The organism is Bauldia litoralis (genome assembly GCF_900104485.1).
GTDB classification, from domain to species: Bacteria; Pseudomonadota; Alphaproteobacteria; order Rhizobiales; family Kaistiaceae; genus Bauldia; species Bauldia litoralis.
On the sequence record NZ_FMXQ01000004.1, the window covers coordinates 40,458 to 56,452 of the forward strand.

At 66.5% G+C, this 15,995-nt stretch carries 17 protein-coding genes; 12 read left to right on the forward strand and 5 right to left on the reverse strand.

Annotated features, from left to right (window positions below; translation table 11 throughout):
* The first annotated feature begins 2 nt into the window (after positions 1 to 2).
* The 8 genes from BLT60_RS10395 (at position 3) to BLT60_RS10425 (ending at position 6,701) form a co-directional block, all read left to right on the forward strand.
* Positions 3 to 920, forward strand: a complete 918-nt coding sequence (locus BLT60_RS10395; RefSeq protein WP_090876389.1) for a pirin family protein — start codon at positions 3 to 5, stop codon at positions 918 to 920.
* Positions 921 to 1,110: 190 nt separating this feature from the next.
* Positions 1,111 to 3,027 (forward strand): 1-deoxy-D-xylulose-5-phosphate synthase, encoded by a 1,917-nt coding sequence (dxs, locus tag BLT60_RS10400; RefSeq protein ID WP_090876390.1) that lies wholly within the window; start codon positions 1,111 to 1,113, stop codon positions 3,025 to 3,027.
* Positions 3,028 to 3,079: 52 nt separating this feature from the next.
* Complete coding sequence (locus BLT60_RS10405) at positions 3,080 to 3,463, forward strand: hypothetical protein (RefSeq protein ID WP_090876391.1); 384 nt, start codon at positions 3,080 to 3,082, stop codon at positions 3,461 to 3,463.
* A gap of 78 nt (positions 3,464 to 3,541) precedes the next feature.
* Positions 3,542 to 4,048, forward strand: coding sequence for a copper chaperone PCu(A)C (locus tag BLT60_RS10410; protein ID WP_090876392.1), 507 nt, complete (start codon positions 3,542 to 3,544; stop codon positions 4,046 to 4,048).
* Positions 4,045 to 4,647, forward strand: coding sequence for an SCO family protein (locus BLT60_RS10415; RefSeq protein ID WP_090876393.1), 603 nt, complete (start codon positions 4,045 to 4,047; stop codon positions 4,645 to 4,647). Before BLT60_RS10410 ends, BLT60_RS10415 begins: the two co-directional genes overlap by 4 nt.
* Positions 4,648 to 4,685: 38 nt before the next feature.
* Positions 4,686 to 4,823: a hypothetical protein gene (locus BLT60_RS24330; protein ID WP_175478383.1), complete on the forward strand. Its 138-nt coding sequence runs from the start codon at positions 4,686 to 4,688 to the stop codon at positions 4,821 to 4,823.
* The gene (locus BLT60_RS10420) at positions 4,807 to 5,580 is read left to right on the forward strand and encodes a TlyA family RNA methyltransferase (protein ID WP_090876394.1); all 774 of its coding nucleotides are present in this window, start codon (positions 4,807 to 4,809) and stop codon (positions 5,578 to 5,580) included. Before BLT60_RS24330 ends, BLT60_RS10420 begins: the two co-directional genes overlap by 17 nt.
* Positions 5,581 to 5,714: 134 nt before the next feature.
* Positions 5,715 to 6,701 (forward strand): lysylphosphatidylglycerol synthase domain-containing protein, encoded by a 987-nt coding sequence (locus BLT60_RS10425; protein ID WP_090876395.1) that lies wholly within the window; start codon positions 5,715 to 5,717, stop codon positions 6,699 to 6,701.
* Positions 6,702 to 6,718: 17 nt separating this feature from the next.
* Here the strand turns inward: BLT60_RS10425 and ribB are convergent, their stop codons facing one another.
* The 4 genes from ribB to BLT60_RS10450 form a co-directional block, all read right to left on the reverse strand.
* Positions 6,719 to 7,834: a 3,4-dihydroxy-2-butanone-4-phosphate synthase gene (gene ribB / locus BLT60_RS10430; RefSeq protein ID WP_244521212.1), complete on the reverse strand. Its 1,116-nt coding sequence runs from the start codon at positions 7,832 to 7,834 to the stop codon at positions 6,719 to 6,721.
* A 2-nt stretch (positions 7,835 to 7,836) separates the two neighbouring features.
* Positions 7,837 to 8,934, reverse strand: coding sequence for a chorismate synthase (gene aroC / locus BLT60_RS10435; protein ID WP_090876397.1), 1,098 nt, complete (start codon positions 8,932 to 8,934; stop codon positions 7,837 to 7,839).
* Between the two features lie 729 nt (positions 8,935 to 9,663).
* Positions 9,664 to 10,245, reverse strand: a complete 582-nt coding sequence (locus tag BLT60_RS10445) for a histidine phosphatase family protein (protein WP_090876399.1) — start codon at positions 10,243 to 10,245, stop codon at positions 9,664 to 9,666.
* Between the two features lie 77 nt (positions 10,246 to 10,322).
* A complete protein-coding gene (locus tag BLT60_RS10450; RefSeq protein WP_090876400.1) occupies positions 10,323 to 11,222 on the reverse strand; it encodes a LysR family transcriptional regulator in 900 nt (299 codons plus the stop codon).
* A gap of 92 nt (positions 11,223 to 11,314) precedes the next feature.
* On the opposite strand from BLT60_RS10450, the gene BLT60_RS10455 reads away from it, so the two are divergent.
* Positions 11,315 to 12,328: an NAD-dependent epimerase/dehydratase family protein gene (locus BLT60_RS10455; protein WP_090876401.1), complete on the forward strand. Its 1,014-nt coding sequence runs from the start codon at positions 11,315 to 11,317 to the stop codon at positions 12,326 to 12,328.
* On the opposite strand, the gene fabI is transcribed toward BLT60_RS10455, so the two are convergent.
* Positions 12,325 to 13,143 carry an enoyl-ACP reductase FabI gene (gene fabI / locus BLT60_RS10460; RefSeq protein ID WP_090876402.1) on the reverse strand — a complete coding sequence of 273 codons (819 nt, stop codon included), beginning with the start codon at positions 13,141 to 13,143 and terminating at the stop codon, positions 12,325 to 12,327. The two genes, BLT60_RS10455 and fabI, sit on opposite strands and share 4 nt — an antisense overlap.
* Positions 13,144 to 13,398: 255 nt before the next feature.
* On the opposite strand from fabI, the gene BLT60_RS10465 reads away from it, so the two are divergent.
* The 3 genes from BLT60_RS10465 (at position 13,399) to BLT60_RS10475 (ending at position 15,940) form a co-directional block, all read left to right on the forward strand.
* On the forward strand, positions 13,399 to 13,722 hold the full coding sequence (locus BLT60_RS10465; RefSeq protein ID WP_425285001.1) for a COG4315 family predicted lipoprotein: 324 nt from the start codon (positions 13,399 to 13,401) through the stop codon (positions 13,720 to 13,722).
* Between the two features lie 87 nt (positions 13,723 to 13,809).
* Complete coding sequence (locus BLT60_RS10470) at positions 13,810 to 15,240, forward strand: FAD-binding oxidoreductase (protein ID WP_090876404.1); 1,431 nt, start codon at positions 13,810 to 13,812, stop codon at positions 15,238 to 15,240.
* A 139-nt stretch (positions 15,241 to 15,379) separates the two neighbouring features.
* Complete coding sequence (locus BLT60_RS10475) at positions 15,380 to 15,940, forward strand: DUF6101 family protein (RefSeq protein WP_139167801.1); 561 nt, start codon at positions 15,380 to 15,382, stop codon at positions 15,938 to 15,940.
* Positions 15,941 to 15,995 lie beyond the last annotated feature (55 nt).

The window sequence follows — 15,995 nt, forward strand, 5'->3', positions numbered from 1 at the left end:
TCATGCGACCGCTTCCAACACCCGACCCCGAATTCGGCGACGCCAGGGCCGCGGATCTGATCGAAACGGTTGTCGTTCCGACCATGAAGGATCTTGGCGGTTTCACAGTCGGTCGCGTTCTGCCGGCGGCGGGCCGTCGGATGGTCGGTCCGTTTGTCCTGATGGACCAGGCTGGCCCGGCCGAAGTCCTGATGAGTGAGAATTTCGACGTTCGGCCGCATCCGCACATTGGGCTGGCGACCGTCACCTACATCCACGAAGGCAGCATCGTGCATCGTGACTCGGTCGGCAGCGAGCAGACCATCCGGCCCGGCGAGGTCAACTGGATGACGGCCGGGCGGGGCATCGCCCATTCCGAACGCGCCCCGGCCGAGCTCCGCGACCAGCGTCACATGCTGTTCGGCTTCCAGACATGGATCGCCCTGCCGAAGGACAAGGAGGAGGCCGCGCCGACCTTCGCCCATCACGAACGCGACGCGCTGCCGGTCATCGGTGGGGACGGCGCAACAGTCCGCCTCGTCGTCGGCTCGCTCTATGGCGAGCGGTCCCCGGTCGAGACCTTCTCCGAGATGTTTTATGCCGACGTCACGCTCGATGCCGGTGCCCGGCTGCCGCTGGATGCCGGGCACGAGGAGAGGGCGGTCTATGTCGTTGAAGGCGCGATCGAGATAGGTGGTGACCGTTTCGACGCCACGCGTCTGGTCGTGCTGCGCCCGGGCGACAGCCTGACGGTCAAGGCGCTGGAGCCGAGCCGGCTCATGCTCCTCGGCGGTGAGGCGATGGATGGGCCCCGCCACATTTGGTGGAACTTCGTCTCCTCGTCGAAGGAGCGGATCGAGGAAGCCAAGAACGATTGGAAGCTCGGTCGCTTCGACAAGGTCTTCGGCGACGAGAAGGATTTCATCCCGCTTCCCGATTGATGGTGATCAACAGTTGGCGGTGCGGCACGGGGCGATCCGGCGCGCCGCTCGTCAAGGGTCGATGCGGCGGAGCCGACAACCACTGGCCCTTTCGATCTCCCGCACTGCGTGATGCGTGCCTTAATTCAAGCTGCTATAAGCGAATTCGCTAGATTTTGGCCGCGCAGCTCACAGACGGTTTCCTTCGACAATGACATCCTCAAGCACGCCGCTCCTCGACTCCGTCAGCCTTCCGCAGGATTTGCGCCAGCTCAAGGAATCGGACCTGCGGCAGCTCGCTGACGAGTTGCGCAGTGAGACGATCTCCGCTGTCTCGGTAACCGGCGGTCATCTCGGCGCCGGTCTGGGTGTGGTCGAACTGACGGTAGCCCTGCATTACGTGTTCGACACGCCGCGCGATCGAATCCTCTGGGATGTCGGCCATCAGGCCTATCCGCACAAGATCCTCACCGGCCGGCGCGACCGCATCCGTACCCTGCGCCAGCCCGGTGGCCTGTCCGGCTTCACCAAGCGCAGCGAGAGCGAATACGACCCCTTCGGCGCCGCGCATTCCTCCACCTCGATCTCCGCCGGCCTCGGCATGGCGGTCGCCCGTGACCTGTCCGGCGGCGAAAACAACGTCATCGCAGTGATCGGCGACGGCGCTATGTCGGCCGGCATGGCCTATGAGGCGATGAACAATGCCGGCCACCTGAAGTCGCGGCTGGTCGTCATCCTGAACGACAACGACATGTCGATCGCTCCGCCGGTCGGCGCGATGTCGGCCCATCTGGCCCGGCTCGTCTCCGGCCGCACCTACCGAAATTTCCGCAACTTCGCCAAGCGGCTGCTCGATCGTTTTCCGCGTTTCTTCCGCGACAAGGCGAAGCTGACCGAGGAGTTCACCCGGTCGTTCTTTACCGGCGGCACGTTGTTCGAGGAGCTCGGCTTCTATTATGTCGGGCCGATCGACGGCCACAATCTCGATCATCTCCTGCCGGTTCTGCAGAACGTCCGCGACATGCAGAACGGCCCGGTGCTGATCCATGTCGTTACCCAGAAGGGCAAGGGCTACGCGCCGGCCGAGGCTTCGAAGGACAAGTATCACGGCGTCGCCAAATTTGACGTCGTGACCGGCCAGCAGGCCAAGAGCACCGCCAACGTGCCGGCCTATACGAAGGTCTTCGCCAACGCCCTCATCGGCGCTGCCGAAAAGGACGACAAGATCGTGGCCGTCACCGCCGCGATGCCCAGCGGCACCGGCCTCGACCTTTTCGCAAAACGGTTTCCCGACCGGTGTTTCGATGTCGGCATCGCCGAGCAGCATGCCGTCACCTTCGCCGCCGGCCTCGCCACCGAAGGCTTCAAGCCCTTCGCCGCGATCTACTCGACCTTCCTGCAGCGCGCCTATGACCAGGTCGTGCATGATGTGGCCATTCAAAGCCTGCCGGTTCGCTTCGCCATCGACAGGGCAGGCCTCGTCGGCGCCGACGGCGCGACGCATGCCGGTTCCTTCGACACCACCTATCTCGCCTGCCTCCCTAATTTCATCGTCATGGCGCCTGGCGACGAGGCCGAACTGACGCACATGGTTGCCACCGCAGTCGCCATCGACGACCGGCCGTCGTCGTTCCGCTTTCCGCGTGGCGAGGGCGTCGGCGTCGACATGCCGGAGGCCGGCGTGCCGCTCGAGATCGGCCGTGGCCGGATCATGCGCGAGGGTACCAAGGTGGCGCTGCTGTCCTTCGGCGGGCGTCTGTCGGAATGCCTGGCAGCTGCCGAGGAACTGGAGGCGCATGGTCTGTCGACCACGGTCGCCGATGCCCGCTTCGCCCGCCCGCTCGACACCGCGCTGATCGACAGGCTTGCCCGCGAACACGAAGTGCTGCTGACGGTCGAGGAAGGCGCGATCGGCGGCTTCGGCAGTCATGTCCTGAACCATCTTGCCCTGTCCGGTGCCCTGGATGCCGGCCTCAAGGTGCGGCCGCTGGCGTTTCCCGATCGCTTCCTCGACCATGACAAGCCGGACGCGATGTATGCCACCGCCGGACTCGACGCCCGCGGAATCGTGTCCACCGTCTTTGCCACGCTCGGTCGCGACGGCGACGCGGCGGTGCTGCGCGCCTGAGGGGCGATCTGACGCGGCGTCTTCCGTCGCAGGTCGTGGTAGACGTCCTGCCATGAAAGAGGTGTCGTTCCTTGCAGCGCTGAGAGGCCGGGACGGCCGTTCGCTGGCGCGAGCGGTGGCGATCCTCTTGCTTTTCAATCTGTTTGCCGGCGGCCTGCATACCGGCGCGATGGCGTTCGAGGGCGGCGGCGTCTTTGTCCTCTGTTCCTCGCCGTCGTCGGGTCCGGTCGGGCCTTCGGGCATCACGGTCGACCATTGGCGGGGCTGTTGCCTCGCGGGCTGCCAGACGTCGCCGGTCGCCCTGGGCGGCGATCCCGGCGCCGGCCTGTCATGCCCGCAATGCCTTGTCCTTCGACTGGGCCAGGCCAACGGCGAATCCGGCAATTCCGGGATCGTTCTCTCACCGAACGCGCGCGGCCCCCCACACCTCGCCTGATAAGCACACGACGCTTTTCCATCAGGTCACGGCCTGCGCGCCACGCGCCGCATAGGCCGGTTTTCGAGGTGTTCTCTCATGTCGTTCCACATGATCCTTGCCGCTGTCGCGGTTTCCGTTTCGCTGGTCGCTCCGGCCGCCGCCCACGAAGTCACACTGGGCTCGTTGACCCTGACCGAACTCTGGTCGCGGGCAACACCGCCCAACGCACCCACCGCCGGCGGCTATCTCACCATCACCAACACCGGAGACACCGCCGATCGGCTGGTGGCGGTGTCGACCGCGCAGGCCGGCAAGTCCGAGATCCACGAGATGACCGTCTCCGACGGCGTCATGACGATGCGGCCGCTCGCCGAGGGCGTTGAGGTGCCGGCCAATGGCACCCTTGTCCTGGCGCCCGGTGGGTTCCATCTGATGTTCATGAAGCTGCAGGCTCCCTTTGTCGAAGGCGAGGAGGTGCCGGTGACCCTGACCTTCGAGCAGGCCGGCTCCGTCGATACCTTCCTCCATGTCATGCAGATCGGCGCCAGGGGCCCGGATGGCCACGCCGGCCATGACGACATGAAGATGGACATGAGCGAATGAAAACGCTGAAAGCGATCCGCATCGTCGCCTGGGCGGCGGTCGCAATCGTCATTGGAGGCGTGGCGACAGTGCTCGTCCTCCAGCAATTCGACGATCCGCCGATTGCCACGGTCGCCACCATAGGCGGGCCGTTCTCGCTGACGGACCAGCATGGCCAGCTGGTCACCGAGGCGTCGCTGAAGGGGCATCCATCGGCAATGTTCTTTGGCTACACCTACTGCCCGGATGTCTGCCCGACGACGCTCTTCGAGATGACCAGCCTGATGGCCGAACTCGGCCCAGACGCCGACAAGCTGAAGGTCTATTTCGTGACCGTCGATCCGGAGCGCGATACCCAGGCGGTTCTGGCCGACTATCTGCAGGCCTTCGATCCGCGGATTGGCGGCCTGACCGGCTCCCGCGAGGAGATCGACAAGACGCTTTCGGCCTTCCGGGTCTTTTCCCGCAAGGTGGAGGGCGAGGACGGCAGCTACCTGATGGATCACACCGCGTCGGTCTATCTGTTCGATGACGATGCGGTGTTCACGTCAACGATCGACTATCAGGAAGACGATACAACGGCGCTGGCCAAGTTGAAGCGGCTCATCGACGGCGCGTGAGTGTGCCGTCGACGGCGGTTTCGTGCTAGGGTGACGGCATGACCATGGCGATGAAGACGTCTGTCGGACTTGTCACGCTGGCTCTTGCAGTCGGCGGCGCGGTGCTGTGGACCCGGTTCGGCAGCCTCGTCTATTTTGACGTCATGGCCAGTTCGTTCATTGGCTGCTTCCTCTAGGTCGTCTCCCGGCGGTTTTGCCGAGAGACGGCGTCTCGACGTCGTGCTGGTCGAGCGCGGTATCGTACCGACCCGGGCGCGGGCGCGCGATGCCGTTCTGCGCGGCGCCATCGTCGTCGCCGGTGAAACCGCCAGGAAGCCGGCAATGATGGTGCCGGTCGATGCGCCGATCGAGGCGTTCGATCCGGCCGGCCGTTATGTTTCCCGCGCTGCCCTGAAGCTGATCGCCGGGCTGGACCACTTCGGTTACCGGCCCAACGGCCTGCACGTCCTTGATGTCGGCGCCAGCACCGGCGGTTTCACCGAGGTTCTCATCGAGCGCGGCGCCGCCCGAGTCTACGCCGTTGATGTTGGCCACGACCAGCTTCACCAGCGCCTCCGCGACCATCCCGCGATACGCAACCGGGAAGGGCTCAACGCCCGCGATCTCACATCGGAGGACGTCCACGGTCATGTCGGCGCGATCGTCAGCGATGTCAGCTTCATTTCCCTTCGCCTGGCGCTGCCTGCGGCGCTGGCGCTGGCAATGCCGGGCGCCTGGGGTATCTTTCTGGTCAAGCCGCAATTCGAGGTCGGCCGCGCCGCCATCGGCAAGGGCGGCATCGTCCGCGATCGCGAGGCGGCCGAGGCGGCGGCGGCGGGCATCGTCACGTGGCTTGCCGAGGAGATTGGCTGGACGGTCGACGGTCTGATCGATTCGCCGATTACCGGTTCGGCCGGCAATCGCGAGTTCCTGCTGGGAGCCCGAAACGGCTGATTGCCGCCGTGAATCGCGGTCAAATTGCCGCATAAGCGGGCTGGTTTCGTCGCCGGCATGCCGCTATGCCAACATGATGGCGCGGTACATGCGAGGAATCCGGAGCCGGCGATGATTCGGAAGCAAGGACACTGATGCAGCGACTCGGCCAATATCGTCACTACTTCTGGCCAACGGTCGGCGTCCTGGCGGTCGTCTTCTGCGGATGGCTGCTCTACAAGGAACTCGCCAACCTCACATTCGCAAGCCTGATGGACAGCCTGGGAGCGATCCCGCTGCATGGCTGGGTGCTGTCCATTCTCGCAACGCTCGTCGCCTATTTCGCGCTTGCCGAATACGACCGCATCGCGCTGATCCACCTCAACCGCAAGATCTCCTGGCCGTTCGTCATGGTGACGTCGTTCAGCACCTATGCGCTTTCCCACAGCATCGGCGCTTCGCTGCTGTCCGGCGCAGTGATCCGGTTTCGCGCCTACGGGTCGCGCGGCCTGTCGGCCGGCGAGATCGGCGTCCTGATCGGCCTGACCTCGTTCACTTTCTTCATCGGCTCCATGCTTCTCGGCGGCTCGGTTCTCCTCATCAAGCCATCGATCCTGCAGCGCTTCTTCGACCTGCCGGACTGGGCGGTCATCGTCATCGGCATCGGCATGCTCTCGATCGTCGGCTTCTATGCGATCGGGTCGATGTTCCACTTCAAGCCATTGGTCATCGGCCGCCGCTTTCACCTCGCCTATCCGAAGCCGAAAGTGGTGCTGCGCCAGTTGATCGTCGGGCCGGTCGAACTGATGGCGGCGGCGGCTATCATCTATTTCTGCCTGCCGGCGGACGGCAACCCGGGATTCATCACCGTGCTCGGGGTTTTTGTCGCCTCCTTCTCGGTGGCGCTGATCTCGCATGCGCCGGGCGGTCTCGGCGTGCTGGAGTATGTCTTCCTGACTGCGCTCGACGACATGGATCAGGCAAGCGTGCTGGCGGCGCTGATCGTCTTCCGGCTGTTCTACCTGATCATCCCCTTCGCCGCGGCGCTGGTGATCGTGCTGTTCTTCGAACGGTCGGAGTTCCGCCGCAACGCGGCCGAGCGGCTGGCCAAGACCAAGCAGGAAAACGCTCCCGGCGGCTGAGCCGCGGGGAAACTCCGCTAGCTGTCGAGAAGGTCCGTCGCCTCGATTGCGATGCCGAAGCCGTCGAGCCCGACATAGTGCAATTCGCGCGAGGCGATCAGGCGGATCGACGAGACGCCGAGGTCACGCAGGATCTGCGCACCGAGGCCGATCTCCCGCCAGTCCCGCTGCCGGGTATTCGCCGTCTCGTGATGCTCCTCGTCGCCGCCGACCCGGTCGCGCGGCCGCGCGGCCGACGAGGCGACGCCGACCGCGCCTTCGCGCAGGTAGACGATGACGCCGCGGCCTTCGCTGCCGAGCCGCGCGACGATCCCGTCGAGGACGCTGTCGGCGGCGAAAACGTCCTGGGTGACCGAGCCGCGATGCAGGCGGACCGGGAGGCCGCGGCCGTCGCCGATCTCGCCGAAGACGATGGCAAGATGCTCGGTCGGGTCCCATTGCGTCCGGTAGGCGATGGCCTGGGCCGGACCGGCCTTGGTCTCGATCGCGAAGGACGCCACCCGCTCGACCAGCTTCTCGCTGCGCTGCCGGAGGGCGATCAGGTCGGCGACCGAGATGCGCTTCAGCCCATGCTCGGCGGCGAAGGCGGTGATCTGCGGACCGCGCATGACGGTGCCGTCGTCATTGACCAGTTCGGAAAGCACGCCGACCGGCTCGAGCTCGGCCATCCGGCAGAGATCGACGGCGGCCTCGGTATGGCCGGAGCGCATCAGCACGCCGCCCTCGCGCGAGATCAGAGGGAAGATGTGGCCGGGGCGCACGAAGTCGCCGGCGCCGACATTCCGGTTGGCCAGGGCGCGGATGGTGATGCAGCGCTCCTCGGCGGAGATGCCGGTGGTAGTGCCGTGGCGGAAATCGACCGAGACGGTGAAGGCGGTGCTGTGCGGCGAGTCGTTGTCGGCAACCATCGGGTCGAGCCGCAGCCGGCGCGCCTCATCGCGCGGCAACGGGGCGCAGACGATGCCGGTGGTGTGGCGAACGATGAAGGCGAGCTTCTCCGGCGTCGCATGGACCGCCGCCATGATCAGGTCGCCCTCGTTCTCGCGGTCGTCGTCATCGGTCACCACGACAATTTCGCCCCGCGCGAAGGCGCGGACGGCCTGGCTCACCTTGTCGTCTTCAATCGTCGTCAACGTTATTCACCCTGCCCGATCTGTCCGCGGTGCCTGAGGTAGTGGTCGGCGAGCGTGATTGCGACCATCGCCTCGCCGATCGGCACCGCGCGGATGCCGACGCACGGATCGTGGCGGCCCTTGGTCGATACCTCGACCTCGTCGCCGCCGCGCGTCACGGTGCGGCGCGGGGTCAGAATCGACGATGTCGGCTTGACCGCGAAACGGGCGACGATCGGCTGCCCGGTGGAGATCCCGCCGAGGATGCCGCCGGCATTGTTCGACATGAACTCCATCGCGCCGTCATGGCCCATGCGGATTTCATCGGCATTCTCCTCGCCGGTCAGCGTCGCCGAAACGAAGCCGGCGCCGATCTCGACGCCCTTGACCGCGTTGATCGACATCAGCCCGGAGGCGATGTCCTGATCGAGCTTGCCATAGACCGGCGCGCCGAGCCCGGCCGGCAGGCCGTGGGCGATGACCTCGATCACCGCGCCGACCGACGAACCGCGCTTGCGGATATCGTCGAGATATTCGGCATAGAATTCCGCCATCTCGGCGTCGGGGCAGAAGAAGGGATTGTCGTCGACCGCGTCCCAGTCCCAGCGGTCGCGGTCGATGGCATGCGGCCCCATCTGGACCAGCGCGCCGCGCACGATCATGCCGGGCACCACCTTGCGGGCGATGGCGCCGGCGGCGACGCGGGTGGCGGTCTCGCGGGCCGAAGCGCGGCCGCTGCCGCGATAGTCGCGGATGCCGTATTTGGCGTCGTAGGTCAGGTCGGCGTGGCCGGGCCGGTACTTTTCCTTGATGTCGGAATAGTCCTTCGACCGCGCGTCGACATTCTCGATCAGGATCGAGATCGGCGTGCCGGTGGTCAGCAACTCGCCGGTTTCCTCGTCCTCGAAGACGCCGGAGAGAATGCGCGCGGTGTCTGGCTCGCGGCGCTGGGTGGTGAAGCGAGACTGGCCGGGCCGGCGCTTGTCCATGAAATGCTGGATTTCCTCCTCGGAAATCGGAATGCGCGGCGGACAGCCGTCGACAACGCAGCCGATGGCCGGTCCATGGCTCTCGCCCCAGCTGGTAACGCGGAAAAGATGGCCGAAAGTGTTGTGTGACATGCCTGAAGGTTCCGGAAACGGACAGGTTCTAGAGCATTTTCCCAAGCGTGTGTGCATTTTTCCGCGCCCGGCAACGCGGCGGGGTGGGCCGGGTTGCGTGTCGTTGTTTGGGGGGAGGGGCGTGGTGCTTCGGGGCTGCGGTGCGCTTTCGAATGGGGGACCGGGCGAGCCCGGTCGGTGGGGCGCCTTCTTGGTGAACGGCGGGGCGCCCCCTCCACCACCCTTCGGGCGGTCTCCCTCCGCCGCGAACAGGGGAGACGGGCGGTGCCCGCGTGGACGCGCTCCGCCCCGCTGCCCAAGAAGCGCCGACTGCCGTCCCTGCAGCGCAGGGATCGAGTCAACGATGTCGCGCCTTGTTCTGCACCGGCATCGGTTACTGGTTCCCCTTCCCTCGGGCTTCGCCCTCGCCGCGGATGACAGGCGAGGGGAGACGCGGTGGGTCTCGCAGGCTCATGGGACATTCCGCGAATGCTCACCCGCTCGTCCCGGCGAAAGCGGGGATCCAGTCCTCAGGGCTGGGCGCCAGCGTTGGCGGCCGCGCATTCATTCCCGACGCCGCCTGGGTCCCCGCTTTCGCGGGGATGAGCGGCGTGGAGGGGGGCACGGCCAGCCCACACGCCACGTCAGGCCCGAGGATGACGGTGAGGGGGGACGAGAGTGACGGTTAAAGGCGACGAGGAATCGGATTGTGCTCGTCAGCCGCCGTCGAAGGGGCACGACCGTGGTGCTCTAGATCCACTCGGTCGAGCCGTTTTTGATCAGCATGGCCTGGTCCTGCGGGAAGGACATGGTGACGGCGGCCTGCGGGTCGAGGTCGTGGAGGTAGCGACGCAGGACGCGGCCGACGCCGCCGTGGGATACGGCCATTGTCGGCCGGCTGATCGTCGCGAGCCAGCCCTGGACCCGTTCCGAAAGCTGCTCGTAGCTCTCGCCGCCGGGGGGGAGGAAGCTCCACTTGTCCTGCTCCCGCGCGGCCACGAGATCCGGATGGGTGGCCCGCAACTCGGCGAGGGTGAAGCCCTCCCAGTCGCCGAAGGTGATCTCGCGCAGCCGGTCGTCGAGATGAAAGGCGGAAGGATCGAGGCCCATGGCGAGGCGGGCGATTTCCATTGTTTCGCGCGAGCGCTCGAGCGGGCTGGCGACGAAATCGAAGTCGGCGATATCCGCGACCGCGGCGCGGATCGCCTCGCCGTTGCGCTTCGCCTGGGCGCGGCCGTTGTCGTTCAGCGAAATGTCGCGCTGCCCCTGGAGGCGGCCCTCGACATTCCAGTTGGTTTCGCCATGGCGAAGAAAGACGATGGTGGGGAGCATGGCGGCGGGAATCCATTTTCTGAACGACGCGGGGTTCTTGCGGCATCGGGCGCCGATGGGCAAGCCGGGGCGGTCGATTAGCGGCGGGACGAGGCGAGATAGGCGGCGAGTTCGCTCGACAGATGGTCGAACATCAACCGCATGCGGCGGATTGCCTTGAGGTCCTCGTGCATCGCCACCCAGACGTCGAGGTCGAAGGAGAAGGAGTCGGCCAGCACCCGGACGAGGGCCGGATCGCGGGCGAGGCCAAGCTGGCAGGCGCCGATGCCGACGCCGGCCCGGATCGCCGCGAGCTGGGCGAGGTCGCTGTCGGTGCGGATGGCGAAGGCGCTGCGATCGACATCGAGGCCGATCGCCCGCAGGGCCCGGATACTGACGGTCTCCTGATCGAAGCCGATCCAGATGTGGTCGGGCAGGTCGGCCGGCCCCTTCGGAATGCCGTGCGCGGCGATGTAGCTCGGATGGGCGAAAAGACCGATCGTCGTTACCCCGATCTTGCGGGCAACCAGCGCCGACTGGGTTGGCGGCACCATGCGCACGGCGATGTCGACCTCGCGGCGCAAGAGGTCCTGGGTCTGATTGGACAGCACCAGCTCGATCGCCGTCTTCGGCCAGGCCTCGCGGAACGCGCCGAGCATCGACGGCAACACCTGGCCGCCGATGATCTCGCTGGCGGTGATGCGGATGGTGCCGCGTACCTCCTCGGCCTCGCCGGAGGCGACGCGCAGCAGCGTCGCCGCGGTGGTCGCCATGGTCTCGGCATGGGGGGCGAGCTGCAGCGCCGCGCCGGTCGGTTCGAGGCCGACCTGGGAGCGGGTGAAGAGCGGTGTCGCCAGCAGCGTCTCGAGCTCGTCGACATGGCGGCCGACGGTCGGCTGGGCGAGTCCGAGCTGCCGGGCCGCGCCGGACAGGCTGCCGGTCGCCATCACGGCGAGAAAGGATCGCCAGAGGTTCCAGTCGGGTTCGCGCGAAGTCATCCAAATTTGTATATCGACTGCACGATAATATGCAATTTTCTTTATCAAGGTGGCGGCTTAGGTGTGTGGCAACGCCAACAAGGAGAAGAGCCATGACCCAGAACACCCCACGCCCCACCGCCCTCGTGATCGGCGCCACCGGCGGCATCGGCGGCGAGATGACCCTCGCCCTGCTGCGCCGCGGCTGGCGCATCCGGGCGCTGAACCGCAACGCGACAAAGGCAGCAAAGGATCACGCCAGCCTCGGCCCGGTCGACTGGGTGGCCGGCGACGCGATGAAGCCGGCGGATGTCATTGCGGCTGCCGACGGTGTGGCGCTCATCGTCCACGCCGCCAACCCGCCCGGCTACCGCGACTGGGAGCGCCTGGCGCTGCCGATGCTCGACAGCTCGATCGCCGCGGCGGAAGCCTGCGGCGCCCGGATCGTCTTTCCCGGCACGGTCTACAACTACGGGCCAGATGCGTTTCCGCTGCTGACCGAAACCTCCCCGCAGGCCCCGCTGACCCGCAAGGGCCGGGTCCGGTTCGCGATGGAGCAGCGGCTGCGCGACGCCGCCGGGCGAGGCGTGCGGACGCTCATCGTCCGCACCGGCGATTTCTTCGGACCGCGCGCCGGCAACAACTGGTTCGCCGGCGGGATGATCAAGCCCGGCAAGCCGGTGCGCTCGGTCTACAATCCGGACAGTCCCGGCGTCGGCCATGCCTGGGCCTATCTGCCCGACGTCGCCGAGACCATGGCGCAACTGATCGACCGCGAGCCGGACCTCGGCGTATTCGAGACGTTCCATTTCAGCGGTCACTGGATGGAGGATGGCGTCGAACTGGCCGAGGCGATTGTCCGTGCGACCGGCAATCCCGGCATCCCGATTCGCCGGTTTCCCTGGTGGGCGATGCGGCTGGCCGCGCCGTTCTTCACGCTTGCCTGGGAACTGCAGGAAATGCGGTACCTGTGGAAGGAGCCGGTGCGCCTCGATAACCGCAAGCTGACGGCGTTCCTCGGCAGCGAGCCGCATACGCCGCTCGATACGGCGGTTTCCGCCACGCTGGAGGGGCTGGCTTGCTTGCCCGGCGATCGGACCGCGAAGGCGCTGCCTGTGGCGGCCTAGTCCTTGACCGTCGCGATATCCGGGGCGTCGACCGACTTCATGCCGATGACGTGATAGCCAGCGTCGGCATGAAGCACTTCACCGGTGACGCTGCGGCCGAGGTCGGAGAGCAGGAAGAGCCCGGTATCGGCGACCTCGTCGATCGTCACCGAGCGCTTGAGCGGTGCGTTGAGTTCGTTCCACTTGAGGATGTAGCGGAAGTCGCCGATGCCCGAAGCGGCGAGCGTCTTGATCGGGCCGGAGGAGATGGCGTTGACCCGGATGCCGTTGCCGCCGAGGTCGACGGCGAGGTATCGCACGCTTGCCTCAAGGGCCGCCTTGGCGACGCCCATCACGTTGTAATGGGGCATCACTTTCTCGGCGCCGTAATAGGTGAGGGTGAGGATCGAGCCGCCGTCGGTCATCAGCTTCTCGGCCCGCTGGGCGATCGCCGTCAGCGAGAAGCAGGAGATCAGCATTGTCTTCGAGAAGTTGTCCTCGGTCGTGTCGACATAGCGACCGGTGAGTTGGTCCTTGTCGGAAAAGGCGATGGCGTGGACGAGGAAGTCGAGACCGCCCCACAGCTTGTCCACCTCGGCAAAAACCGAATCCAGCGTCGCCACGTTGGTGACGTCGCAATGGCCGACGACATGCGCCCCGATGTCGGCGGCGAGCGGCTCGACGCGCTTCTTGAGGGCGTCGCCCTGGTAGGTCAGCGCCACCTCGGCGCCGGCCGCCCGGCAGGCCTTGGCGATTCCCCAGGCGATGGAGCGGTTATTGGCGACGCCCATGACCAGGCCGCGCTTCCCCTGCATGAGTGCGCTGGTATTGGTCATTTGCGGTCCTGCTGTCTCGGCATTCGGAAGGCGGCCTCTATCGCACAGGGTAATCCGGGCATCAAGGACGGGCTCGCCCCAGGCCGATCACGAATCGACGTCAATTGTTACGAATAAAGCATGCCTCTGAAGCGTTTGCTCGTCGGGCCAGGCGCATTTTTGCGGCAGCGGGGGGCTCGAACCAGGAGAAATGCAATGAAAGCGTTGATTTTCGGCATCGCGGCGGCCGTGATTGCGGTCGTCCCGGCCATCGCCATGGAACCAGCCAAGACTATGGAGACCTCGCTCGGCGCGGTCTTTGCCGACGCCAACGGCATGACCCTCTACACCTTCGATAAGGACAAGCCGGGCGAATCCAATTGCTACGGCGACTGCGCAACGAACTGGCCGCCACTGATGGCCGACGAGGGCGCCATGGCCGAGGGCGAGTGGAGCCTGGTCGAGCGCACCGATGGCACCACGATGTGGGCCTATGACGGCATGCCGGTCTACACCTGGATCAACGACACCAAGCCGGGCGACGTCACCGGCGACGGTGTCGGCGGCGTCTGGCACGTGGCCAAGCCCGGCGCGATGTAGCCCGACGGCGAAACAAGCCGAGGCGGTGGCCGCACCCGCGGTCCGCCGTCTCGACGCGGGCATTTGGGCGAAATAGGATAGCCCCAAATGGACGCCAAAACCCCATCGCCGGACGGCGACCTGATCGCCCGATTCGCAGCCATCGTCGGACCGGATTACGCGCTTCGCGACGATGCCGCGATCGCTCCCTTTCTTATCGAGCCGCGGAACAAATTTCACGGTGCGACGCCGCTGGTTCTGCGGCCGGGGACGGTCGAGGAGGTCGCCGCCATCCTCCGGCTCGCCAACGAGACGGGGACCGCGATCGTCCCGCAAAGCGGCAACACGGGGGTTGTCGGCGGGCAGGTGCCGGACGGCAGCGGCAGCCAGGTGGTGCTGTCGATGGCACGGCTGAACCGGATCCGCGAGGTCGACGCCGCCGGCGACACGATGACCGCCGAGGCCGGGGTCATCCTCGCCGACGCCCATGCAGCCGCCGACGCCGCCGACCGGCTCTTCCCCCTGTCGCTGGCCTCCGAGGGCTCCTGCCGCATCGGCGGCAACCTGTCGACCAATGCCGGCGGCACCGGCGTCCTGGCCTATGGCAATACCCGCGACCTCGTCCTCGGCGTCGAGGTGGCGCTGGCCTCCGGCGAGGTGTGGAACGGGCTCAGGAAGCTGCGCAAGGACAACACCGGCTATGACCTTCGCGACCTGTTCATCGGCGCCGAGGGGACGCTTGGCGTCATCACCGCCGCGGTGCTGCGGCTGGTGCCGAAGCCGCGTGGCAAGAGCGTCGCGCTGGTCGGGCTGAAGGATCCGGCCGCTGCACTCGGGCTATTCGCCATCGCCCGTCGCCATGCCGGGCGCAGCCTGACCGCCTTCGAACTGATGCCGCGCATCGCCATCGAGACGGTGGTCCGCTACGTCGCCGGCGCCCGCGACCCGATCGTCGGGCCGCATCCCTGGTACGTGCTGTTCGAGGTGTCGTCGCTGCGCTCCGAGGCCGACGCCGAGATGACGGTCGAGGCCATCTTCGGCGAGGGATTTTCCGACGACCTGGTCGAGGATGGCGTTCAGGCGCGGTCGCTGGAGCAGGCGAAAGCATTCTGGCTGCTGCGCGACGCGCTGTCCGAAGTGCAGAAGCACGAGGGCGGCTCGATCAAGCACGACGTGGCGGTGCCGCAGGCATCGGTGCCGGAACTGATCGAACGGGCGGGCAGGGCGGTGGAAAAGGTCGTTCCCGGCTGCCGGCCGTTCCCCTTCGGCCATCTCGGCGACGGCAACATCCACTACAACGTCACCCAGCCGGTGGGGATGGACAAGACCGCCTACCTGGCGCGCTGGGACGATGTCGCGGAAGCCGTCCACGCCATCGTTTCCGACCTTGGCGGCACGGTTTCGGCCGAGCATGGCATCGGTCAGTTGAAGCGGGGCCTGCTGCGTGAGGTGAAGAGCCCGCTGGAGATCGAGATGATGCAGCGGCTGAAGACGGCCTTCGACCCGAAGGGGATCCTCAATCCCGGCAAGGTCTTGTGAACCCTACCTGGTCATTGGCTGCTAACCCTCGGCGCAATTGGTAAAATTCGACCGAAGCGCTTAAGCGGTTCGTGAGCCCCTTCTGCGACTGTCGCTCCCACAAGAGGCCCACAAAAAGCGGGCCCGGGAGCGTGTAACAGTGCGTCAGACAGCAGTGGCCGGAGCGGCCACGGCGAACATGGAGCCGGGATTCCGGCTCGATCCCTTTGCCATGCCCGTTCGCCAGACTTCATTGCCGGATTCCCCGGCCTTCATCCTCGACCGCCAGCGCGCCGTCGTGCGCCGTCCGCTGGGCGGACATCAGGCGACCATGACGGTGCCGGTCAGCGCCTATGCGGGTGTCTCGGTGCGCATCGAACCGGTTGGTACCGCGGGCAATATTCGCGTCGTCGTCGAACTGATGCACGACGATCCGGCGCTCACCCTGCCGCTGGTCGTCGCCTCGGCGCCGGAAGACGCTGCCGCCGACTGGATCGCCTGGGGACGCGCCCTCAATCTGCCGCTCCTCGTCGTCGAGAGCGACGGCACGGTGCGCATGACGGCGGCCCGGATGGGCGGACTGACCGTGTCGAAGGTCACGCCCCGCCGCAACCGCAGCCTGTTCAGGGGCCGGCGATCGCGCGCCATCCGCCGCCGCAAGGCGGGCAGGGCGGATGGGCTGGATGTCCTCGCGGGTCGCGAGATCATCGCCCGGGACTGAACGTCTTCATTGCCTGAGAGCAGCTTGTGACGTCCGGGGTGACGTCGTCGAGTTG